Below are 20,873 nucleotides of genomic sequence, written 5' to 3'. Positions count from 1 at the left end.
TCTTCCGGTCGATCGGGGTAGGGGCCCTGCTCTCGACCGGAAGACGACACCCCGGAACCGGACGACGGCGGGGTCGCGGGAGCCGGTGTCAGACCCGGCTCACTCCCATTCGATGGTCCCCGGCGGCTTCGATGTCACATCGAGCACCACGCGATTCACCTCGCGCACCTCGTTGGTGATGCGGTTGCTGATCTTCGACAGCACGTCGTAGGGCAGACGGGTCCAGTCGGCGGTCATCGCGTCTTCCGACGAGACCGGTCGCAGCACGATCGGGTGGCCGTAGGTGCGGCCGTCGCCCTGCACGCCGACCGAGCGCACGTCGGCGAGCAGCACCACGGGGCACTGCCAGATCTCGGCATCCAGTCCGGCCTTCGTCAGCTCGGCGCGGGCGATGGCGTCGGCCTCACGCAGGATCTCGAGACGGTCAGCGGTGACCTCGCCCACGATGCGGATGCCAAGACCGGGCCCCGGAAACGGCTGGCGGCCCACGATCGCCTCGGGGAGTCCGAGCTCGCGTCCGATCGCGCGCACCTCGTCCTTGAACAGGGTGCGCAGCGGTTCGACGAGCTCGAACTGCAGGTCTTCGGGAAGGCCCCCGACGTTGTGGTGGCTCTTGATGTTCGCGGTGCCCGCACCGCCGCCGGACTCGACGACGTCGGGGTACAGCGTCCCCTGCACCAGGAAGCGGATGGGTTCGCCTTCGGCCGCGGCCTCGGCGACGAGGTCGGCCTGGACCTTCTCGAACGCACGGATGAACTCGCGGCCGATGATCTTGCGCTTCTCTTCGGGGTCGCTCACCCCGGCGAGGGCGTTCAGGAACGTCTCGCGCGCATCGACGGTGATGAGGCGCACGCCGGTCGAGGCGACGTAGTCGTTCTCGACCTGTTCGCGCTCACCCTTGCGGAGGAGTCCGTGGTCGACGAACACCGCGACGAGCTGGTCGCCCACGGCCTCGTGCACGAGGGCGGTCGAGACGGCCGAGTCGACGCCACCCGAGAGAGCCGAGAGCACCCGGCCGGTGCCGACCTGCTCGCGGATGCGCGCGATCTGCTCCGCGATCACGTTGCCGCTGTTCCAGTCGGCCGGGAGCCCCGCGGCCTTGTGCAGGAAGTTCTCGAGCACGTTCTGGCCGTGATCGGAGTGCTTGACCTCGGGATGCCACTGCACCCCGTACATGCGACGGGTGTCGTTCGCGAACGCGGCGACGGGCGTGTGGGCGGTGCGGGCGAGCACCTCGAAGCCCTCGGGTGCGCGGGAGACCTGATCGCCGTGACTCATCCAGACGTTCTGCTCGGCCGGCTGCCCCTCGAGCAGCGTGCCCTCGGTGACGACCGTGGCATCCGTCGCGCCGTACTCACGGAGACCGGTGTTGGCGACCTCGCCGCCGAGCGCCTGCGCCATGACCTGGAAGCCGTAGCAGATGCCGAGCGTGGGGACGTTGAGGTCGAAGACCCCTTCGTCCAGGCGGGGAGCCCCTTCTTCGTACACCGACGACGGGCCGCCCGAGAGGATGATCCCCACCGGATTCTTCGCGGCGATGTCTGCCGCGGACGCGGTGTGCGGCACGATCTCGCTGTAGACGCCCGCCTCGCGCACGCGCCGAGCGATGAGCTGGGCGTACTGGGCGCCGAAGTCGACGACGAGGACGGGACGCTGCGACGTTTCGGTCTGTTCGGTCACCGGGGTCCTTCCGGGGCGGGGACGGGAGCGGGGGCCTCTGCGGCCTCGCGCTCGGCGAGGTAGGCGCGCACGCCGTGAGCGGTGCGCACCTCGAGGAAGAAGGAGAGGAAGGGCACGACGCCGCCGAGCGCCAGGAAGACGAAGCGGCGGAAGGGCCACCGCATCAGACTCCACACGCGGAAGCACGAGAACAGGTACACGACGTAGAACCAGCCGTGAGCGACGAGGATCGCGAGCGAGATGTTGATGCCGTCGCCGGTCGAGACGATGTCGCACCCGCTGCCCCCCGGGACGAACAGCGAGAACCACTGGCATCCGGGGCCGGGGATGGCATCCGCGAACCACAGGAAGCCCCCGGATCCGCCCAGGAACAGCTCCTTGTGGATGGGCGTGTACTTCAGGATCATCTCGGCGACCAGCAGAAGCAGGCCGACACCCGTGATGACCGAGCAGATCTGGTAGAACTTCAGGGCTCCGCGGATCGCCGGAAAAGAGGCGAGCTTCGGGGCACGGGGCATGGATGCCAGTCTAGTCGCGGGATTCTGGCGTGCCCGCCGCGAGAGCTTCGGATCGTTCGTCCTCGAGATCTTCCACTTCCTTCTCCCACGCGTCGCGCGCGAGCCGGTACCAGAGGTACAAAGCGAACCCGGCGAAGATCGCCCATTCGGCGGCGTAGAAGATGTTGAGCCAGTTGACCCGCGAGCGCTCCTCCGGGGCGGGCGAGTCGATGGCATTCAGCGGCCCGATCGCCGCCTGGGAGGCGAGGTAGGGGCGGTAGACCGCCACTCCGTCGACGTCGTGCCAGCGACCGAGCAGCATCGCCGGCGACATGCGCGTCATCTCCTGCGGGTCGGCTCCCGCGGCAGGACGGCCGGGGCCCTCGTCCGAGATGAGTCTGCCCGTGACGCTCACGACCGCGTCGGGATCGTCCGCCACCTGGGCGTCGAGCGCCTCGACAGCCCGCTCGGCGGAAGCGGCGTCGCGCGTCCACCCGAGGGCGACGGCGATCGACGTGGGCGTGGCCACCTCGTCCAGCCGCAACTGACCGGTGACCCAGTAGCCCTCGACACCGTCGTTGAAGCGCGACGAGACCACGAGGAAGTCCTCGGCGATCCAGCGACCGGTCGCCTCGACGCGTTGCCCCACGAGCGGTTCGGGCAGGTACTCGCCCGGCGGGGCGACATCGGCGAGGGGTTGCACGATCTCGGTCCGGCCCGGCTCGGGCGGCGCGGTGTCGACGGCACGGCCGAGCTGCCACTGGCCGAGCCACGCCAAGACCCCCGCGACGAGGAGCGAGAAGGCCAGGAGCGCCAACCACCGGGGGCGAAGCATCACTTCGCGCAGGGTCGGCGGAAAGACCTGCGGCGGATCCTGCTCGATCGCGGGAGGAGAAGTCACACGCGCACCCGCATCAGTGTCCGTACGGCGCGACGACGACCTCGACGCGCTGGAACTCCTTGAGGTCGGAGTACCCCGTCGTGGCCATCGACTTCTTGAGGGCGCCGATCAGGTTCGCCGTCCCGTCCGCGACGGGAGCCGGGCCGTACAGCACCTGCTCGAGTGGTCCCACCCGGTCGACGGCGACGCGGTGACCGCGGGGCAGCTTCGCGTGGTGGGCCTCGGGGCCCCAGTGGAAACCACGCCCGGGGGCATCGGTGGCGCGCGCGAGCGCCACCCCGAGCATCACGGCGTCGGCACCCATGGCGAGCGCCTTCACGATGTCGCCCGAGGTACCCACGCCTCCGTCGGCGATGACGTGGACGTAGCGTCCGCCGGACTCGTCGAGGTAGTCGCGGCGAGCGCCGGCGACGTCGGCGACCGCGGTGGCCATGGGCGCGTGCAGCCCCAGAGTCACCCGCGTGGTCGAAGCTGCGCCGCCACCGAAGCCGACGAGGACACCCGCGGCACCCGTGCGCATGAGGTGGAGGGCCGCGGTGTAGGTGGCGGCACCGCCGACGATGACGGGGACGTCGAGGTCGTAGATGAACTTCTTGAGGTTGAGCGGCTCGGCGACGCTCGACACGTGCTCCGCGGACACCGTGGTGCCGCGGATGACGAAGAGGTCGACACCGGCGGCGACCACGGTTTCGTACAGGTCGTGGGTGCGCTGAGGGGTGAGCGCCCCCGCCACGGTGACACCCGCGGCGCGGATCTCGGCGAGCCGGTCGCGCACGAGCTCGGGCTTGATCGGCTCGGAGTACAGCTGCTGCATCCGCCGCGTCGCCTCGGAGTCGGGCAGACCGGCGATCTCGGCGAGATGCGGCTCAGGGTCGTCGTACCGCGTCCAGAGGCCCTCGAGGTCGAGAACGCCGAGCCCGCCCAGTCGGCCGAGCTCGATGGCGGTGCGCGGGCTCACGACCGAGTCCATCGGCGCACCGAGCACCGGGATCTCGAACGGGAACGCGTCGATGGTCCACGCCGTCGACACGTCTTCCGGGTTGCGCGTGCGCCGCGACGGGACGACGGCGATGTCGTCGAAGGTGTAGGCGCGGCGGGCCCGCTTGGCACGGCCGAGATCGATCTCCATGGTCACTCCCCCAGCCTACCCGCCCGCCTTTTGGCGGTCCGCGTCGTCACCAGGGTTCGTCCGCGCGCGGCGCCATCGACAGCACCCGCACCTTGTCGGTCGGGAAGCACGCGTCGAAGAGTTCGTGGACGCGCGGATCGGAGTCGTAGTCGTCGGCGAGCCGCAGCCCGAACAGCGAGTTGATCATCATGCCCTGCGCGAGGAACGCCTGCGCCGACGCGACGTCGAACCCGACGCCGCGCAGGAACTCCCAGACGCGGGCGAAGCCGTCGCGAGCGCGGGGCCCGATGACCGGGTGGGCACCCAGGAGGAAGGCGTGCGACAGCGTCTGGTGCAACCCACGCACCTGCAGGAGATCGATGTAGGCGTGACCCACCCGTGCGGCCAGTTCGTCGGCCGACGCGCCCTGGGCCGCCGCCCCGAACGCGGCCAGGAGCCGGTCCATCGCGTCGTCGAGCGCGGCGATGAAGAGGTTTTCCTTCGTCCCGAAGAGGCGGACGACGTAGGGCTGCGACACGCCCGCCGTGCGCGCGACATCGTCGGTGGTGGTCCCGACATAGCCTTTCGCCCCGAAGACGGCGAGCGCGGCCGCAAGGATCTGCTCTCGCCGCTCCTCCGAACTCATCCGGCGGGCGGGTGCGGATTCCGTCGATGGCGCCATGTTGACAGGTTATCAGTCGATTACTACAGTGCCCCATATCTTGTTATCAGTCAATTACAACAAAGGAGCTCTCATGAATCGCATCATCCGCTCCCGCCCCTTTGCCTGGGTGGTGGTCGCCGCCTCGCTGCCGATGTTCATGGCGACCCTCGACAACCTCGTCATGACCAACGCGCTTCCGGTGCTGCATGCGGAGCTCGGCGCGAGCATCGAACAGCTCCAGTGGTTCGTCAACGCCTACACCCTCGTCTTCGCCAGCCTGATCCTCGTGGCCTCAGCGCTCGGCGACCGCTTCGGTCGGCGGACGGTCTTCGTCGCCGGAATTGTTCTCTTCGGCGTGGGGTCGGCGCTCGCGGCACTCAGCACCGACCCGGCCCAGCTGATTGCCGCGCGCGCGGTCCAGGGGCTCGGGGCAGCCGGCGTGATGCCCCTGTCACTGGCCCTCATCAGCGGCGCCGTCCCTCCCCATCGTCGGCCCCTGGCGATCGGGATCTGGGGCGGCATCTCCGGTCTCGGCGTCGCCGTCGGCCCCCTCGTGGGCGGCGCCGTGATGGAGGGATGGAACTGGCAGGCGATCTTCTGGCTTAACGTCCCCGTCGCGATCGTCGCCCTCCCCCTCGCCCTGTGGGCGCTCCCCAACACCTTCGGAGATCGGGCACGTCTCGACGTCCTCGGCGCGCTTCTCGCCGGGGTGGGCGTGCTCGCCCTCGTCCACGCGATCGTGCGCGGCAACGACGACGGCTGGGGGTCGGCATCCGTCGTTCTGGAGCTGGTCGCCGGCGGGCTGCTGGTGATCGCTTTCCTCGGCTGGCAGGTGCGCACCTCGGCACCGCTCGTCCCGTTGCGATTGTTCCGCGATCGGTCGTTCTCGGTCACGAACGTGGTCGGGTTCGCCTTCAGCTTCGGGACCTTCGGGGCGGTTTTCCTCCTGATCCAGTTCCTGCAGGTCGTTCAGGGATCGAGCCCCCTGGAGGCGGCGGTGCAGACGACGCCGTGGACACTCGCTCCGATGATCGTCGCGCCGCTCGCGGGCATCATCGCCCCGCGTGTCGGAACGCGCCCCCTCCTCGTGGTCGGTCTGCTGCTGCAGTCCATCGCCCTGGGCTGGATCGCCGCGACGATGTCCGTCGACATCGACTACGCCGCCCTCGTCGCCCCGTTCGTGTTCGCCGGTGTCGGCATGGGTCTCGTGTTCGCCCCGTCCGCGACGGCGCTTCTGGCGACGCTCGGGGTGATCGACCACGCCAAGGCGTCGGGCGTGAACTCGACCGTGCGCGAGATCGGACTGGCGCTCGGCACGGCCGTCATGACGGCGATCTTCGTGGGCGCCGGTGGTGAGCTGGTCCCCGACCTCTACGTGGATGCCGCCCGCCCGGCGATCCTCGTCGGTTCGGCGGTGCTTCTGGTCGCTGCGGGCCTGGCCCTCCTCCTGCCCGCCGGGCGTTCGCCCCGCTCGGCGGCCGAGGAGGACTCCGCACCGGCGGAATCCTCGCTGGCCGGCCGATGAGGAGGACGAGCGTCGCGGGGGTCAGTCGCTGCGCGGAGCCCGCCCCGACGAATCCGCCGCGGGCCCGACCGGATCGACGGGCGCGTCCGTGCCGCGCAGCGCACGGGTGAGCGGACCGTCGAGCAGGAACAGGAGGAAGGCCACCGATCCCACGAGCGGGCTGAACAACACGGCGGCGGCGCTGATCAGCACCGCGCTCAGGCTCGCCCGACCCAACCGGCGCGCGTCGCCCGTGCTGAGGTCGGGGATGGCTCCCGAGCGCACGGCCCAGCCCCACTGCATCCAGCCCGCGACGATCGCGAGGAAGAAGTTGACCGGCAGCACCACCCGGCCGATCAGGTAGTCCGAGTAGTCCGTCGCGAGTGACGACGTGAAGGGCACCAGGACGATCAAGAGCAGACGCAGATTGTTGATCCACATTCCCGCGTTGTCGATCCGCACGATCCATTCGAACTGCCGGACGTGCGTCATCCACATCACGCACAGGATGAAGAAGCTGATGACGAACGTGAAGACGGGGTGCAGCAGGTTCCCCAGCGCGGCGGCGAGATCGGCCTCGGAGTCGACCCGGCCGAGGGATTGCGACGTCAGCCCCAGGACGAGCAGCGTGGCGGCGATTGCGAAGACCCCGTCGGTGAAGGCCTCGGTGCGTCGCGCCGAAACGGTCGCCTCGGGATGGCTGGTGCGCCGGATCATGCGCACAGCGTAACGGCGGCACCGCCGAACGCCGAAGGGCCGGGCAGTTCCCTGCCCGGCCCTTCGTGCGACGCCTACTTCTTGTAGTTCGGTGCCTCGACGACGATCTGCACGTCGTGGGGGTGGGATTCCTTGAGGCCCGCGGAGGTGATCCGCACGAACTTGCCCTTGCTCTTGAGTTCCTCGACCGTGCGCGCGCCGACGTAGAACATGGACTGCCGCAGGCCGCCGATCAACTGGTAGGCGACCGCCGCCACCGGACCGCGGTAGGGCACCTGACCCTCGATGCCCTCGGGGATGAGCTTGTCGTCGCTGGGCACGTCGGCCTGGAAGTAGCGGTCCTTCGAGTAGGAGGTCTTCTTCCCGCGGGTCTGCAGGGCGCCGAGGGACCCCATGCCGCGGTACTGCTTGAACTGCTTGCCGCCCTGGAAGACGATCTCGCCCGGCGACTCGTCGGTGCCGGCGAGGAGCGAGCCCAGCATCACCGTGTCGGCACCGGCGACGAGGGCCTTCGCGATGTCGCCCGAGTACTGCAGACCACCGTCGGCGATCACGGGAACGCCCGCCGGGATCGCCGCCTGTGCGGCCTCGTAGATGGCGGTGACCTGAGGGACGCCGACACCGGCGACGACGCGGGTGGTGCAGATCGACCCCGGCCCGACGCCGACCTTGACGGCATCCACGCCCGCGTCGATGAGCGCCTGAGCGCCTTCCCGTGTGGCGACGTTGCCGCCGATGACGTCGACGTGAGCGAACGACTCGTCGGCCTTGAGGCGACGGACGATGTCGATGACACCCGCGGACTGCCCGTTGGCGGTGTCGACGACGAGCACGTCGACACCCGCATCGCGCAGGGCCTCGGCGCGCTGCCACGCGTCGCCGAAGAATCCGATGGCCGCGCCGACCCGAAGGCGACCCTGGTCGTCCTTGGTCGCGAGCGGGTACTTCTCGCTCTTGTCGAAGTCCTTGATGGTGATGAGTCCGGCGAGCTTGCCGTCTTCGTCGACGAGGGGCAGCTTCTCGACGCGGTGCTTCGCGAACGTCGCGATCACGTCGTTGGCGTGGATGCCGACGGGTCCGGTAATCAGGCCCTCCTTCGTCATCACGTCCTTCACCTTCGTCGTCTGGCGCTCGAAGCCCGAGACGAAGCGCATGTCACGGTTGGTGATGATGCCCACGAGAACGCCGTCGGGGTCGACCACGGGCAGGCCCGAGATGCGGTACTGCGCGCACATCGCGTCGACCTCGGCGATCGTGGCATCCGGGGTCGTGGTGATCGGGTCGGAGACCATGCCCGACTCGCTGCGCTTGACCTGGTCGACGATCGCTGCCTGGTCCTCGATCGAGAGATTGCGGTGCACGATGCCGATGCCGCCCTGGCGGGCGATCGCGATCGCCATGCGCGCCTCGGTCACCGTGTCCATTGCAGACGACAGCAGCGGCGTCGCCACGGTGATCCGGCGGGTGAGCCGCGACGACGTGTCGGCCTCGCTCGGGATGACGTCGGTGTGTCCGGGGAGGAGGAGGACGTCGTCATACGTCAATCCGACGAAACCGAAGGGGTCGTGCTGCTCCATGGATCCTCCTGCGCGCGCGGCGCCTGCTCGAAAAGGACGTCGTCGGCCGGTGGCGCGTCGCGCCCCGCCTCCCGATTCTAAGCGCCGAGGGTGTCCGAATCATTCCCGGATGACGGGCCGCGGAGCGCAATCGGCACGATACGGTTCGCTAACGGCGTCGCGCCGAAACACGAACGACACATTACGCTCGTAGCGTCGATCGTCGAAGCTGACGAAACGACCTCGTCAGCGCTGCCGAACTGGAGACTCCGTGGGTCATTCCTCTCCCACCGCGATACGATCGCGCACCCTTCCCCGTCTTGCCGTCCTCGTCGCGCTCTTCGCGAGCGCCGTGGCCGTGCTGAGTCTGCTGTTGGCGTCGCCGGCCAGCGCGCAGACGACACCGTCCCCCGCCGCCACGCCCGGCGCGGGCGACGTGTCGACGCAATACACGATCGGCGGCATCATCCGCTCGGACGACGAACCGCTCGAGGGCGTCGAGGTGGCCGTCGAAGGATCCGGCTTCTCGGAGATCGGCACGACCGGCGCCGACGGCCGGTGGGCGGTGTCGGTCCCCGGCCCGGGTGCGTACACCGCGACGCTGCAGGTGGACACCCTCCCCGAGGGCGTCGCGCCCCGCGATCCCGACAACGTCACGCGTGACGTCACGATCGGCACCACCAACACCGTCAACGTGCTCTTCCCGACCGGCGAGGGCACGACGGCGACGGGCTCGATCTGGGACACGCTGTTCTCGCGCTTCATCTACGGCTTGAACTTCGGTCTGCTGCTCGCGCTGGCGGCGATCGGCATCTCCCTCATCTTCGGCACGACGGGTGTCAACAACTTCGCGCACGGCGAGATGCTGACCTTCGGCGCGATCATCTTCTACGTCTTCACCTCGCTGGGCTGGAACCTGCTCCTGGCGATCCTGATCACGGTGGCGCTCTCGGCGGCCCTGGGGTGGTCTCAGGATGCCGTGCTGTTCAAGCCCCTCCGACGACGAGGCGTGGGGCTGGTCCAGGTGCTCATCGTGACGATCGGTCTGTCGATCGTGCTCCGCTACCTGTACCTCTACTTCTTCGACGGCGGTACGCGGAACATCGACACCGGGATCACCGACAACGTCACGATCGGTCCGGTCACGATCACGCTCACCTCGCTCATCAGCATGGGCGTCAGCGTCGTCATGCTCGCGGCGGTGGCGTACTTCCTGACGCGCACCCGCATCGGCAAGGCCACGCGAGCGGTGAGCGACAACGCCTCCCTCGCCGCGGCATCCGGCATCAACGTCGATCGGGTCATCCGGATCGTCTGGGTCCTGGCCGGAGCCCTCACGGGCCTCTCCGGTGTGCTGTACGGCCTCTACCGCGGAGTGACGTGGGACATGGGCTTCGCGATCCTCCTGCTCCTGTTCGCCGCCGTCACCCTCGGCGGCCTGGGCAGCGCCTTCGGCGCCCTCGTCGGCTCGCTCATCATCGGCATCATCACGGAACTGTCCACCATCGTCATCCCGCCCGACCTCCGGTATGCGGTGGCGTTGATCGTGCTGATCGGCGTGCTGCTGTTCCGGCCGCAGGGCGTCTTGGGTCGTAAAGAGCGGATCGGCTGAGGAAGAACGACATGGACTGGCTTTCGATTCTCAACAACGCCGCGGGCGAGCTCATCAGCCCGACCACCGCGGCCTACGCCCTCGCCGCGATCGGCCTGAGCGTCCACTTCGGCTACGCGGGCCTGCTCAACTTCGGTCAGGCGGGCTTCATGGCGGTGGGCGCCTACGCCTTCGCCATCGCGACGCTGTCGCTCTCGGCGCCCGTGTGGCTGGCGATCCTCATCGCGATCGTCGCCTCGGTGCTGTTCGCCTTCATCCTCGGCATCCCGACGCTCCGTCTCCGGGCGGACTACCTCGCCATCGTCACCATCGCCGCGGCGGAGATCGTGCGCTACGTGGTCTCGACCGTCGGGCTCACCGACATCACCGGCGGCTCGCAGGGCCTGAACGGCTACAACCGCGAGTTCCAGAGTCTGAACCCGCTGCCCGAGGGCACGTACGGCATCGGGCCGTGGACGTACTCCGCGAACGACTGGTGGGTCCGTCTGTTCGGGTGGGGTCTGGTGATCCTTGCGACGCTGCTGGTGTGGATCCTCATGCGCAGCCCGTGGGGCCGCGTCGTCAAGGGCATCCGTGAAGACGAGGATGCCGTGCGCAGCCTCGGCAAGAACGTGTACTCGTACAAGATGCAGGCGCTCGTGCTCGGCGGCGTCATGGGCGGCCTCGCGGGTGTGGTGTTCATCCTCCCCCGCGCCGTCCAGCCCGGAAACTACGGCACGGCCCTGACGTTCTTCATCTGGACCGCCCTCCTCCTCGGTGGCGCGGCCACCCTCCTCGGCCCGATCGTGGGCGCCGCGCTCTTCTGGGTGCTGCTGTCGCTGTCGAACGGCATCATCGTGGGACTGCGTGACATCGGCATCCTGGGCTTCATGAGCAGCACCCAGACCGGTCAGGTGCGCTTCATCCTCGTCGGGATCGGGCTGATGCTCCTGGTCATCTTCCGACCACAGGGCATCTTCGGCAACAAGAAGGAGCTGTCGTTCAATGTCTGACACGACCGTCACCCACCCCCTGGTGAAGGGCGAGGTCGGCCCCGGCTGCGCGAAGGTCGATCCGATCGTCGTCGCCGACGGTGTCACACGGCAGTTCGGTGGCCTCAAGGCCGTCGACGTCGAGCACCTCGAGATCCCCCGCGGGCAGATCACCGCTCTGATCGGCCCGAACGGCGCCGGCAAGACGACGCTGTTCAACCTGCTCACCGGCTTCGACAAGCCCAACACCGGCCGCTGGAGCTTCGAGGGCTCGAACCTCGCAGGAGTCCCCGCGTTCAAGGTGTCCCGCAAGGGCATGGTCCGCACGTTCCAGCTCACCAAGTCGCTCGGACGGCTGTCGGTGCTGCAGAACATGCTGCTCGGCGCCCGCGGGCAGAAGGGCGAGAACATCTTCCGCGCCATGATCCCCTCGATCTGGCGCGGGCAGGAGAAGTCGAACACCGAGCGTGCCGACGACCTGCTTCGCCGGTTCAAGCTGGATGCCAAGCGCGAGGACTTCGCGGCCTCGCTCTCCGGCGGTCAGCGGAAGCTCCTCGAGATGGCGCGCGCCCTCATGAGCGACCCGACGCTGGTGATGCTCGACGAGCCCATGGCCGGCGTCAACCCGGCGCTGACGCAGAGCCTCCTCGGTCACATCCTCGACCTCAAGAAGGAGGGGATGACGGTGCTCTTCGTCGAGCACGACATGCACATGGTCCGACACATCTCGGACTGGGTCGTCGTGATGGCCGAGGGTCGCGTCGTGGCCGAGGGGCCGCCCGAGACCGTGATGAGCGACCAGGCCGTCATCGACGCCTACCTCGGCGCTCACCACGACACCGACCTCGGCGACATGACGACCTCCCAGCTGGAGACGATCCAGGCCGAGGCCGCGGCCGAAGCCGAGGCCGAGCTCGCCGCCGACGAGAAGGACGGAAAGCTCTGATGACCGACACCGCCACCGCCACCCGCACCGCGGTGCTGCGCACCGACGACCTCGTCGCCGGCTACCTGCCGGGGGTCAACATCCTCAACGGCTGCACCGTGGATGCCTACCAGGGCGACCTCATCGGCATCATCGGTCCCAACGGGGCCGGGAAGTCGACGCTGCTCAAGGCCATCTTCGGACAGGTCAAGATCCGCGGCGGAGCCGTGCTGCTCAACGGCGAGGACATCACCGCGCTCAAGGCCGACAAGCTCGTCGGCAAGGGTGTGGGCATGGTCCCGCAGAACAACAACGTGTTCCCGAGCCTGTCGATCGAGGAGAACCTCCAGATGGGGCTCTTCCAGCGCCCCAAGGTCTTCTCCGAGCGGTTCGAGTTCGTGACGGGCCTCTTCCCCGAGCTCGCGAAGCGGCGGCGCCAGCGCGCCGGCTCGCTCTCGGGCGGCGAGCGGCAGATGGTCGCGATGGGGCGCGCGCTCATGATGGATCCGTCGGTTCTGCTGCTCGACGAGCCCTCGGCCGGCCTGTCGCCCGTGCGGCAGGATGAGACGTTCCTGCGCGTCGCCGAGATCAACCGCGCCGGCGTGACCATCATCATGGTCGAGCAGAACGCGCGACGGTGCCTGCAGATCTGCCACCGGGCGTACGTGCTCGACCAGGGGAAGGACGCCTACACCGGCACCGGACGAGAGCTGCTCACCGATCCCCGCGTCATCGAGCTGTACCTGGGCACCCTGGCGGCCGACGAGGACGCCAAGCGCGACGCACGGGAGACCGAAGCCTGACCCGCGGGCGTCCCGTGGGGGCGACGCTCACCCTCGTGGGTGTCGCCCTCGCGGGATGCTCCGCGGCTCCCCCGCCCGCACCCGAGGGCCTCAGCGTTTCGGTGATCCAACAACGCGGCGACATCGCGCCCGGGCGCGTCCAGCTGCGCGTGGACAACGGCTCCGCGCAGGCCCTCACCGTCACCGGCGCCACCCTCACCTGGGCCGCGCTGTCGGCCCCCGCCGCCTGGGCCGCGGGGCGCGCCGAGACGATCGGCCCGGGCCGCGTCGTCGACCTGCCGGTTCCGCTCCCCGACCTCCGCTGTACACCCGACGGCGACACGGCTTCTGCGACGCTCGAGATCGAGACCGCCGGCGGCGCGACGATCGCGGAGATCGCCGCCGATGACCCGCTCGGTATCCTGCCGCGCGTGAGCGCGGCGCAGTGCGACCGCGAAGCGGTGGCGGCCGTGGCCGAGATCGAAGCGAGCACGGTGTCTCCGCGCGGTGGTGGGGCGGCCGATCTGACACTCTCGATCACGCCCACCCCGGCAGGGGCGGGCCGTGTCGACCTCGTCGCCGTGCGCGGGACGCCCCTGCTCCACTTCGTGCAGGGCGAAGAAGCGCCGCTCGGCACGACGATCTCCGCGGGCGATGCCCCGTCGACGATCACCGTCGCAGTGACGCCCCGTCGCTGCGACCCGCACGCGATCGCCGAAGACAAGGTCGGCACCCTCTTCGACCTCGTCACCCGCGTCGACGGCCGCGAGGTCGTCGTGTCGCTCCCACGGCCGAAGCCGGTCGCCGACGCGCTGCTGGCGTTCACCGCCGCCGCGTGCGGCCTCACGCCCTCCCCCTGACTCTCCCCCTCCTGCGCCGCCGTTCGCGCTCATCGCACGTCGAGACGGCCTTCCGCCGCCGACGGATTCGGTTTCACGGTGCGGAACGAACGAACGAAGAGGGGCCCGGATGCCATGGCATCCGGGCCCCTCTCGACCGTCAGGTCACTCGTTCAGCGAGCCGAACTCCGTGTTGAGGAGGGTGTACTTGTTGTCGGCACCGTACTGGTAGATGCCGATGTACGCCTCGGTCGGGTCACCGTTCTCGTCGAACGTGATCGGGCCGGAGACACCGTCGTAGTCCACGTCGGTGCCCTCGTTGATCAGCGCGAGGCAGTCGGCGAAGGTGGTGCACTTCTCGCCGCCCTCGGTCACCGACTGCAGGTTGTCACGGATCGCCGTGCCCGAGTCGTCCTTGGCCTGCGCCGCGGCGAGCGCCGCGACGATCACGGCGTCGTACGACTCCGGCGCGTAGCTGAAGTCGGTGAGCGCCGGGTCGACCTCGAGGAGGCGGCTCTGGAACTCGGTGTCAGCCGGGTTGCCGGGGAGCGTTCCCTTGGCGCCCTCGAGCGTGCCCGCCTGGAACTCGTACGAGTTGGACAGGTTGCCGTCGACGAAGTAGACCTTCGAGCCCGGGTAGCCCTGGGTGTTCACCAGCTGCGGGATGATCGACGAGGTCTCCTCGAACGCGATCACCGCGATGGCGTCGGGCTGAGCGGCCAGGAGCTCGTCGACCTGCGACGTGAACACGGTGTCGCCCGGGTTGTAGGGAACCGCGACCGAGACTTCGCCGCCGGCGGCCTCGATGGCCGTCGTGGCGTTGTCCTTGAGGCCGATGCCGTACGGGTCGTTGATGTAGATGATGCCCACGTTGGCCGCACCGTCGCCGACCATGAGGTTACCGAGCACGCGACCCTGGAGCACGTCCGAGGGAGCGGTGCGCCAGTAGTAGCCGTCGTCGGCGTACGTCGTGAAGTCGGGCGAGGTGTTCGCCGGCGAGATCTGGACGATGCCCGCGTCGACCAGCTGGTCGACGAACGTGAACGACACACCCGAGGAGGCCGCGCCGATGACGATGTCGGCACCGGCGTCGACGAGTTCGGTGGCCGACTGCGTCGCGATGTCGGTCGTCGTGTCACCGGAGTCGCGCTCGGTGAGCTCGACGCTGAACGGGAACGCGTCGCCCGTGGCCTCGATGTCCTGGATCGCGAGCTTCACACCCGCGACCTCGGGCGGTCCGAGGAAGGCGAGGTTTCCGGTGGCGGGCAGGATGGTGCCGACGTGGAAGGTCCCGTCGGCCTCGGACACGGCGCCTCCGCCGGAGGATGCGCTGGGCGCGGCGGCGTCGCCGCCACCACCCGAGCAACCGGCGAGGACGAGCGCGCTGGCACCGACCAGGGCGAGACCGCCCAGGGCCTTGCCGGCACGCGTACGCGTGAAGACGCTCATAGTGCTCCTTGCTGTGAATGAACGTTCGGCGGCACAGCAGTGCCGCCTGGTGTCCTAAACCTAGTGGCCCCCACGTTTTCGCCGTGTTGCCGTTCGTTAACGATGTGCGTCGGCGAGGTCACGGCGCCATAACGCTCCTAGACGGGCTCGGTCACATCCGATATGGACGTGCGGCGACGTCGCGCCGCGACGAGAGAATCCACACTGAGAACGACCAGTGCGAGCCACACCAGCGCGAACCCGATCCAGCGCTCCACCGTCATCGGCTCATTCAGCACCCAGACGCCGATGATGAATTGCAGAATGGGCGCGACGAACTGGATGAGGCCGAGCAGACTGAGCGGTGCACGGCGGGCACCGGCCGCGAAGAGCAGCAGGGGGATCGCGGTGATCACACCGGCCGCGGCCAGGAGCGCCGTGTGCGCGATGCCGTGGCCCCCCATCGTCAGCCCCGTGGTGGCCGCGACGAGGACCAGCTGCACGGCGGCGACCGGGAGGAGCCAGAAGGACTCGAGCGTCAGACCGCTGACGGCATCCACCGAGGGACCGATCTGCTTCTTCACCAAGCCGTAGAACCCGAACGAGGTCGCCAGGGTCAGAGCGATCCACGGGAAACTGCCGTAGCCCACCACGATGACCAGCACCGCGACCACCGACAGCCCGATGGCCACCCACTGCACCAGACGCAGCCGCTCGCGCAGCACGGTCACCCCGAACAGCACCGTCACGATCGGGTTGATGAAGTACCCCAGGCTCGTCTCGATGACGTGGCCGGTGAGGGTGCCGATGAGGTAGGTCTGCCAGTTGACGTAGATCAGCACGCCCGCCAGCGCCGTGAGCCCGAGCAGACGCGGCTGGCGAAGGATCGTGAGGAAGGGCCCCCACGCACGCAGCACCGTCAGCAGCACGAGGCAGAAGACGAAGGACAGCGCGATACGCCAGGCGACCACCTCCCACGGACCGGTCGGCTCGAGCTGCAGGAAGTACAGCGGAAGGAAGCCCCAGAGCAGGTAGGCGGCGAAGGCGAACAGGCCGCCCCGCAGAGCCCCGGACGAGGAAGGTGGAGCGACGGTCACCTGCTCAGCCTAGGCCGGTACGGAGCCAGCGATCCCTCGGTGCGCGCGCCGCTGCCGCGCATGAAGAGAACCCCGGATGCCGAGGCATCCGGGGTTCTCGAGAAATCGCTGTGCGATCAGCGCACGACCACCGCGAGGACGTCGCGGGCCGAGAGCACCAGGTACTCGTCGGCGCCGAACTTGACCTCGGTGCCGCCGTACTTGCTGTACAGCACGCGGTCGCCGACGCTGACGTCGAGGGGGACACGGTTGCCGTTGTCGTCGATACGGCCGGGACCGACGGCGACGACCTCGCCCTCCTGCGGCTTCTCCTTGGCGGTGTCGGGGATGACGAGACCACTCGCGGTGGTCTGCTCAGCCTCGACCTGCTTGATGACGATGCGGTCCTCGAGCGGCTTGATGGAAACCGACACGGTCTACCTCTTCTTTCTCGTTACAGAAGACTCGTTAGCACCCACACCAGGAGAGTGCTAATCCGAGTGTAGAGAAGTGCTGGCACTCATGCAACGCGAGTGCCAGCACTTTCGCCACCTAGGCTGGCCCGGTGGAGATCGCCGAGCTGACCGCACTGCTCACGCCCGCGGGCCTGACCTTGCTCGACGAGGTGGGTCCACTGACGACCACCGACGAGGCCGCGCGCACGGTCTCCCGCCTGCGGGCCGCGGGCCACTCCCCGGATCTCGTCGCTGCGGTCGTCGGCCAGGCCCGTCTGCGCGTCCGGGCCACGGCGAAATTCGGCCCGTTCGCGGACCGCATGCTGTTCACCCGCGCGGGTCTCGAGCAGGCGACGCGGCTGTCGATCGCGGCGCGGCACGCAGGCCGCTTCCGGGCCGCGGGCATCACGACCGTGGCAGACCTGGGGTGCGGTATCGGCGGAGACGCGCTCGGACTGGCGGGTCTCGGCATCCGGGTGCACGCTGTGGATGCCGACGAGGTCACCGCCGCGATCGCCGCCTACAACCTCGCGCCCTTCGGCGATGTCGCCACCGTGACGCACGGGCGAGCGGAAGAGGCGGACCTGGGCGGAGTGGATGCCGTGTGGCTCGACCCCGCGCGACGCACCGGCGGCCACGCCGAAACGCGACGCGTGTCCTCGGATCAGTGGTCCCCCTCGCTGGATTGGGTGTTCGCACTGCTGGACCGCATGCCGGGCGGAGTGAAGCTCGGTCCGGCCTTCGACCGCGAGGCGATCCCGGACGGACTCGAGGCGCAGTGGATCAGCGCCGACGGGTCGACGATCGAGCTCGTGCTGTGGTCGGGGAGGCTCGCCCGCGACGGTGTGCGACGGGCGGCCCTCGTCGTGCGCGGCGACGACGCCTGGGAGCTGACCGCACCCGCCGATGCACCCGACGCCGAGCCCCACGCGCTGGGCGCGTTCGTGCACGAGCCGGACGGCGCCGTGATCCGCGCCCGTCTCATCGGCGAGGTGGCGCGCTCCCTCGAGGCGGGAATGCTGGCTCCGGGCATCGCGTACCTCACCTCCGACGCGCCCCTCACGAGCCCCTTCGTCTCATCGTTCCGCGTGCGCGAAGAGCTCCCGGCAGACACCAAGAAGCTGTCCCGAGCGCTCCGCGAAAGGGGCATCGGAACGCTGGAGATCAAGAAGCGCGGGGTGGACGTCGATCCCGCGGCGCTGCGTACCCGCCTGTCGCTGCGCGGTGATGCGTCCGCGACGCTCATCCTCACCCGCATCGAGGGTCGTCGCGTCGCACTCCTGGCCGACCGCGTGGGATGACGCGAATCAGACGGTCGAGAGCTGCGGCAGCGCCCAGAAAAGCCAGCCGGCGCTGAAGACGATCGAGACGACGGAAAGGCCGAGGGCCCACGAGGCGACACGGCGACTGTCGTGCGCGCGTCGCAACGAGATGATCGACATGACCAACCCGATGACGCCGAGAGGGAGCAGCAGGCCGACGAACAGCGAGACCAGCAGAGCGATGATCGCCACGCCCAGAGCCCACGGTGCGACCGAGGGCGGGACGACGGGCGCCGGCGGACTCCACGGCAGGACGTGCTCACCGAACGCGGCCCGCTCCAACTGGGCGGTGGGCAGCCGTTCGTCGTCCATCGCGTCGCCGGCGGCGAGCTGTTCCGCCGCCGTGGGTGCGGCGGCCGGTGCCTCGGCGTTCGTCGCCAGCTTGCGCGCACGGCGGCTGGGCGGCGGTGACGCGCTCACCGAGAGGCCCCGACCGGATCGGCGGGCCGGGAGGCATCCGAATCCTCGGCGACCTGGATCTCGGTCACCGGCAGGGTGGAGTCCGCCCCGAACGCGAGCGTAGACGGGCGGCGCCCCGAAGAGATGAGTTCCGCGGCGAGTGCGGCGATCATCGCACCGTTGTCGGTGCAGAGCCGCAGCGGGGGGATGCGCACCGCGACACCCGCGGCCGCCGCGCGTTCCAGAGCGACATCACGCAGACGCTTGTTGGCTATCACGCCGCCGCCGAGCAGCAGGCGCGGCACACCGAAGCGGTCGCACGCATCCAGTGCCTTCGTCACGAGCACGTCGACCACCGCCTCACGGAACGACGCCGCGACGTCGGCCACGGGGACCGGCTCTCCCGCGGCCTCGTGCTGCTCGACCCAGCGCGCCACGGCCGTCTTGAGACCGGAGAACGAGAAGTCGTAGCGGTGGGATGCCATGTCGGAGGCCCGCGACAGCCCGCGGGGGAAGCGGATCGCGGTGGGATCGCCCGTCGCGGCGGCGCGATCGATCTCGGGGCCACCGGGGTACGGCAGCTTAAGGAGTCGCGCGACCTTGTCGAACGCTTCGCCCGCCGCGTCATCCATGGTCTCGCCGAGGAGTTCGACGTCGCTGGTGAGATCGCGGACGAGCAGCAGCGACGTGTGTCCGCCGCTCACGAGGAGGGCGACGGTCGGGTACTCGATCTCGCCCGCGTCGGCGTCGAGGATGTCGGCGGCGATGTGTCCGACGAGGTGGTTCACGGCATACAGCGGCTTATCGAGCGCGACGGCGAGCCCCTTCGCCGCGCCGACGCCCACCATGAGCGCCCCGGCGAGCCCCGGGCCGCTGGTGACGGCCACCGCGTCGATCTCGGCGAGGGTCACACCCGCTTCGACGAGCGCCGCATCGATCGAGGGCTGCAGCGCCTCGAGGTGCGCGCGGGCGGCGACCTCGGGCACGACGCCGCCGTAGCGCGCGTGCTCGTCCATGCTGGAGGCGATCGTGTTGCTCAGCAGCTGCCGACCGCGGACGATCCCGATGCCGGTCTCGTCGCAGCTGGTCTCGATGCCGAGCACGAGGGGCGCGTTCATCAGCACCATCCCTTCCCGGTGGTCTCCGCGTCGTCAGGAGTGCGCCGCGCGGCCCATCCCCGCAGATCGAGCTGCATGACGATCGCGTCGACGTCGTCCGGCTGGTAGTAGCGCGGGCGGCGACCCACCTCGGCGAATCCTTCCGAGGCGTACAACGACTGCGCGACGGGGTTGTCGGCGCGCACCTCGAGGAAGACGTCGTGCACCCCGCGGCGCGCGGCCTCTTCGAGGAGCTCGGTCAGCAGCGCGCGCCCGCGCCCGCGGCCGCGCGCGGTCTCGGCGATCGTGATCGTCTGGATGTCGGCATCCTTCGCCCCGCGCACCGCGCGCAGCCCGGCGTAGCCGAGGAGTCGGCCGGCCTCTTCGACGACGACGTACCACCCGTGCGGCGAGGCCAGCTCTTCGCGCATCATCGCCGGGCTCCACGCGTCGGTCGGAAACGACGCGTGCTCGAGCGCCATGATCGCGTCGAGGTCGGACGGCGTCGCGGCGCGGGTGCTCACGCGCTCACCCGCTTGGGGGCGTGCGCGGCCACGACGTCGGGGCTGCGCAGGTACAGCGGTTCGGGACCGGCGAGCTCGCGGCCCGCGTCGAGCGCGCGCGCCGCGGTGAGGGCGATCATCGCCGCCGAGACGCTTGTCGCGTCGTAGCGCGCGGCTCCGGCCTCGGCCAGACGCGCATCGAGCTCGTCGCGGGGGCTGAGCGTGGCATCCCCGACCCGGATCGGGAGCCCGTCGTCGTCGATGCCGTCGTAGACGCTGTAGGCGAACTCTCTGCGGCGGGCGTCGGTGACGACGGCGAAGCGCGGCGTCTCGGTGCCGGTGAGCGCGTCGGCGAGCAGGACGCCGAGAGCGACGCCGTCGTGACTGGGCACGGGCACGACCGGGACGCCGCGACCGAGGGCGAACGCGCGGGCCGTCGCGATGCCGACGCGAAGCCCCGTGAACGGCCCGGGCCCCATGCCGATGGCGACGTGCGTCGGCTCGGGTGCGGCCGCGACGGCGCGCGCGAGCAGATCGCCGATGACCTCGGCATGCCCGAGTGGGTTGGCGCTCTGCTCGTCGGCGGCGATCTCGCCGTCGCGGGCGATCGCCGCCACCGCGGTGCCGAGAGAGGTGTCGATGCCGATGATCACGGTTCCAGGGTATCCGCGGCGCTCGACCCGGATGCCGCGGCGGCTCGACGCGCGGTGCCGCGGCCCCGCTCGGACGGTTCTGGCAGCCCGCCGGGGGCGCTCACCGGCTACCGCCGCGCACAACTCCTGCAGAAGGCGCCGCGACGTCGCCGCGACGGGCGGCGTGGCGCCGAGCAGCAGGAGC

At 69.6% G+C, this 20,873-nt stretch carries 21 protein-coding genes; 7 read left to right on the top strand and 14 right to left on the bottom strand.

Features of this window, described 5'->3' with window-relative positions:
• Nucleotides 1-99 precede the first annotated feature (99 nt).
• The 5 genes from guaA to MHY30_RS02160 are packed head-to-tail and all read right to left on the bottom strand — an operon-like array spanning nt 100 to nt 4,868.
• Nucleotides 100-1,680 (bottom strand): glutamine-hydrolyzing GMP synthase, encoded by a 1,581-nt coding sequence (gene guaA / locus MHY30_RS02180; protein WP_239274867.1) that lies wholly within the window; start codon nt 1,678-1,680, stop codon nt 100-102.
• A complete protein-coding gene (locus MHY30_RS02175) occupies nt 1,677-2,198 on the bottom strand; it encodes a DUF3817 domain-containing protein (protein ID WP_239274866.1) in 522 nt (173 codons plus the stop codon). Before MHY30_RS02175 ends, guaA begins: the two co-directional genes overlap by 4 nt.
• Nucleotides 2,199-2,208: 10 nt before the next feature.
• Nucleotides 2,209-3,078: an SURF1 family protein gene (locus tag MHY30_RS02170; RefSeq protein ID WP_239274865.1), complete on the bottom strand. Its 870-nt coding sequence runs from the start codon at nt 3,076-3,078 to the stop codon at nt 2,209-2,211.
• A gap of 13 nt (nt 3,079-3,091) precedes the next feature.
• Nucleotides 3,092-4,207, bottom strand: coding sequence for a GuaB3 family IMP dehydrogenase-related protein (locus tag MHY30_RS02165; protein ID WP_239274990.1), 1,116 nt, complete (start codon nt 4,205-4,207; stop codon nt 3,092-3,094).
• Nucleotides 4,208-4,253: 46 nt separating this feature from the next.
• The gene (locus tag MHY30_RS02160) at nt 4,254-4,868 is read right to left on the bottom strand and encodes a TetR/AcrR family transcriptional regulator (RefSeq protein ID WP_239274864.1); all 615 of its coding nucleotides are present in this window, start codon (nt 4,866-4,868) and stop codon (nt 4,254-4,256) included.
• Between the two features lie 73 nt (nt 4,869-4,941).
• On the opposite strand from MHY30_RS02160, the gene MHY30_RS02155 reads away from it, so the two are divergent.
• Nucleotides 4,942-6,375, top strand: a complete 1,434-nt coding sequence (locus MHY30_RS02155; protein ID WP_239274863.1) for a DHA2 family efflux MFS transporter permease subunit — start codon at nt 4,942-4,944, stop codon at nt 6,373-6,375.
• A gap of 21 nt (nt 6,376-6,396) precedes the next feature.
• Here the strand turns inward: MHY30_RS02155 and MHY30_RS02150 are convergent, their stop codons facing one another.
• Together MHY30_RS02150 and guaB are read right to left on the bottom strand one after the other, a co-directional pair.
• Nucleotides 6,397-7,071, bottom strand: a complete 675-nt coding sequence (locus MHY30_RS02150; protein WP_239274862.1) for a TMEM175 family protein — start codon at nt 7,069-7,071, stop codon at nt 6,397-6,399.
• Nucleotides 7,072-7,145: 74 nt separating this feature from the next.
• Entirely contained in the window at nt 7,146-8,648 is a 1,503-nt protein-coding gene (gene guaB, locus MHY30_RS02145; RefSeq protein WP_239274861.1) for an IMP dehydrogenase, read from the bottom strand.
• Nucleotides 8,649-8,898: 250 nt separating this feature from the next.
• On the opposite strand from guaB, the gene MHY30_RS02140 reads away from it, so the two are divergent.
• Genes MHY30_RS02140 through MHY30_RS02120 form a run of 5 tightly spaced genes read left to right on the top strand, consistent with a single transcriptional unit; the run spans nt 8,899 to nt 13,777 of the window.
• Complete coding sequence (locus MHY30_RS02140) at nt 8,899-10,239, top strand: branched-chain amino acid ABC transporter permease (protein WP_239274860.1); 1,341 nt, start codon at nt 8,899-8,901, stop codon at nt 10,237-10,239.
• An 11-nt stretch (nt 10,240-10,250) separates the two neighbouring features.
• Nucleotides 10,251-11,231: a branched-chain amino acid ABC transporter permease gene (locus MHY30_RS02135; protein WP_239274859.1), complete on the top strand. Its 981-nt coding sequence runs from the start codon at nt 10,251-10,253 to the stop codon at nt 11,229-11,231.
• Nucleotides 11,224-12,156 carry an ABC transporter ATP-binding protein gene (locus MHY30_RS02130; RefSeq protein WP_239274858.1) on the top strand — a complete coding sequence of 311 codons (933 nt, stop codon included), beginning with the start codon at nt 11,224-11,226 and terminating at the stop codon, nt 12,154-12,156. Before MHY30_RS02135 ends, MHY30_RS02130 begins: the two co-directional genes overlap by 8 nt.
• On the top strand, nt 12,156-12,938 hold the full coding sequence (locus MHY30_RS02125) for an ABC transporter ATP-binding protein (protein ID WP_239274857.1): 783 nt from the start codon (nt 12,156-12,158) through the stop codon (nt 12,936-12,938). Before MHY30_RS02130 ends, MHY30_RS02125 begins: the two co-directional genes overlap by 1 nt.
• Nucleotides 12,939-12,952: 14 nt before the next feature.
• Nucleotides 12,953-13,777 carry a hypothetical protein gene (locus MHY30_RS02120; protein ID WP_239274856.1) on the top strand — a complete coding sequence of 275 codons (825 nt, stop codon included), beginning with the start codon at nt 12,953-12,955 and terminating at the stop codon, nt 13,775-13,777.
• Between the two features lie 144 nt (nt 13,778-13,921).
• On the opposite strand, the gene MHY30_RS02115 is transcribed toward MHY30_RS02120, so the two are convergent.
• From MHY30_RS02115 to groES, 3 genes are all read right to left on the bottom strand, one after another.
• A complete protein-coding gene (locus tag MHY30_RS02115; RefSeq protein WP_239274855.1) occupies nt 13,922-15,205 on the bottom strand; it encodes an ABC transporter substrate-binding protein in 1,284 nt (427 codons plus the stop codon).
• Between the two features lie 137 nt (nt 15,206-15,342).
• The gene (gene rarD, locus MHY30_RS02110) at nt 15,343-16,281 is read right to left on the bottom strand and encodes an EamA family transporter RarD (protein WP_239274854.1); all 939 of its coding nucleotides are present in this window, start codon (nt 16,279-16,281) and stop codon (nt 15,343-15,345) included.
• 116 nt (nt 16,282-16,397) lie between these two features.
• Nucleotides 16,398-16,694, bottom strand: a complete 297-nt coding sequence (gene groES / locus MHY30_RS02105; protein WP_239274853.1) for a co-chaperone GroES — start codon at nt 16,692-16,694, stop codon at nt 16,398-16,400.
• A gap of 131 nt (nt 16,695-16,825) precedes the next feature.
• On the opposite strand from groES, the gene MHY30_RS02100 reads away from it, so the two are divergent.
• The gene (locus MHY30_RS02100; protein ID WP_239274852.1) at nt 16,826-18,016 is read left to right on the top strand and encodes a class I SAM-dependent methyltransferase; all 1,191 of its coding nucleotides are present in this window, start codon (nt 16,826-16,828) and stop codon (nt 18,014-18,016) included.
• Between the two features lie 6 nt (nt 18,017-18,022).
• Here MHY30_RS02100 and MHY30_RS02095 read toward each other — a convergent pair whose 3' ends face one another.
• The 4 genes from MHY30_RS02095 to tsaB are packed head-to-tail and all read right to left on the bottom strand — an operon-like array spanning nt 18,023 to nt 20,689.
• Nucleotides 18,023-18,457 (bottom strand): hypothetical protein, encoded by a 435-nt coding sequence (locus MHY30_RS02095; protein WP_239274851.1) that lies wholly within the window; start codon nt 18,455-18,457, stop codon nt 18,023-18,025.
• The gene (tsaD, locus tag MHY30_RS02090; RefSeq protein ID WP_239274850.1) at nt 18,454-19,554 is read right to left on the bottom strand and encodes a tRNA (adenosine(37)-N6)-threonylcarbamoyltransferase complex transferase subunit TsaD; all 1,101 of its coding nucleotides are present in this window, start codon (nt 19,552-19,554) and stop codon (nt 18,454-18,456) included. The genes MHY30_RS02095 and tsaD overlap by 4 nt, the downstream gene beginning before the upstream one ends.
• Entirely contained in the window at nt 19,554-20,057 is a 504-nt protein-coding gene (gene rimI / locus MHY30_RS02085) for a ribosomal protein S18-alanine N-acetyltransferase (protein ID WP_239274849.1), read from the bottom strand. Before rimI ends, tsaD begins: the two co-directional genes overlap by 1 nt.
• Complete coding sequence (gene tsaB / locus MHY30_RS02080; protein ID WP_239274989.1) at nt 20,054-20,689, bottom strand: tRNA (adenosine(37)-N6)-threonylcarbamoyltransferase complex dimerization subunit type 1 TsaB; 636 nt, start codon at nt 20,687-20,689, stop codon at nt 20,054-20,056. Before tsaB ends, rimI begins: the two co-directional genes overlap by 4 nt.
• Nucleotides 20,690-20,873 lie beyond the last annotated feature (184 nt).

Source organism: Microbacterium sp. ACRRU (genome assembly GCF_022346945.1).
Lineage (GTDB): Bacteria > Actinomycetota > Actinomycetes > Actinomycetales > Microbacteriaceae > Microbacterium > Microbacterium mcarthurae.
Note: the sequence above shows the minus strand (reverse complement) of the source record. Positions and strands in the feature narration are given on the sequence as shown.

What these genes read in the sequence shown, in the direction of transcription:
- MHY30_RS02135 (WP_239274859.1), top strand. Translation starts at nt 10,251, where the DNA reads ATGGACTGGCTTTCGATTCTCAACAACGCCGCGGGCGAGCTCATCAGC.
- MHY30_RS02115 (WP_239274855.1), bottom strand. Translation starts at nt 15,205, where the DNA reads ATGAGCGTCTTCACGCGTACGCGTGCCGGCAAGGCCCTGGGCGGTCTC.
- MHY30_RS02130 (WP_239274858.1), top strand. Translation starts at nt 11,224, where the DNA reads ATGTCTGACACGACCGTCACCCACCCCCTGGTGAAGGGCGAGGTCGGC.
- tsaD (WP_239274850.1), bottom strand. Translation starts at nt 19,554, where the DNA reads ATGAACGCGCCCCTCGTGCTCGGCATCGAGACCAGCTGCGACGAGACC.
- guaB (WP_239274861.1), bottom strand. Translation starts at nt 8,648, where the DNA reads ATGGAGCAGCACGACCCCTTCGGTTTCGTCGGATTGACGTATGACGAC.
- MHY30_RS02160 (WP_239274864.1), bottom strand. Translation starts at nt 4,868, where the DNA reads ATGGCGCCATCGACGGAATCCGCACCCGCCCGCCGGATGAGTTCGGAG.
- MHY30_RS02165 (WP_239274990.1), bottom strand. Translation starts at nt 4,207, where the DNA reads ATGGAGATCGATCTCGGCCGTGCCAAGCGGGCCCGCCGCGCCTACACC.
- MHY30_RS02150 (WP_239274862.1), bottom strand. Translation starts at nt 7,071, where the DNA reads ATGATCCGGCGCACCAGCCATCCCGAGGCGACCGTTTCGGCGCGACGC.
- MHY30_RS02155 (WP_239274863.1), top strand. Translation starts at nt 4,942, where the DNA reads ATGAATCGCATCATCCGCTCCCGCCCCTTTGCCTGGGTGGTGGTCGCC.
- MHY30_RS02125 (WP_239274857.1), top strand. Translation starts at nt 12,156, where the DNA reads ATGACCGACACCGCCACCGCCACCCGCACCGCGGTGCTGCGCACCGAC.
- MHY30_RS02175 (WP_239274866.1), bottom strand. Translation starts at nt 2,198, where the DNA reads ATGCCCCGTGCCCCGAAGCTCGCCTCTTTTCCGGCGATCCGCGGAGCC.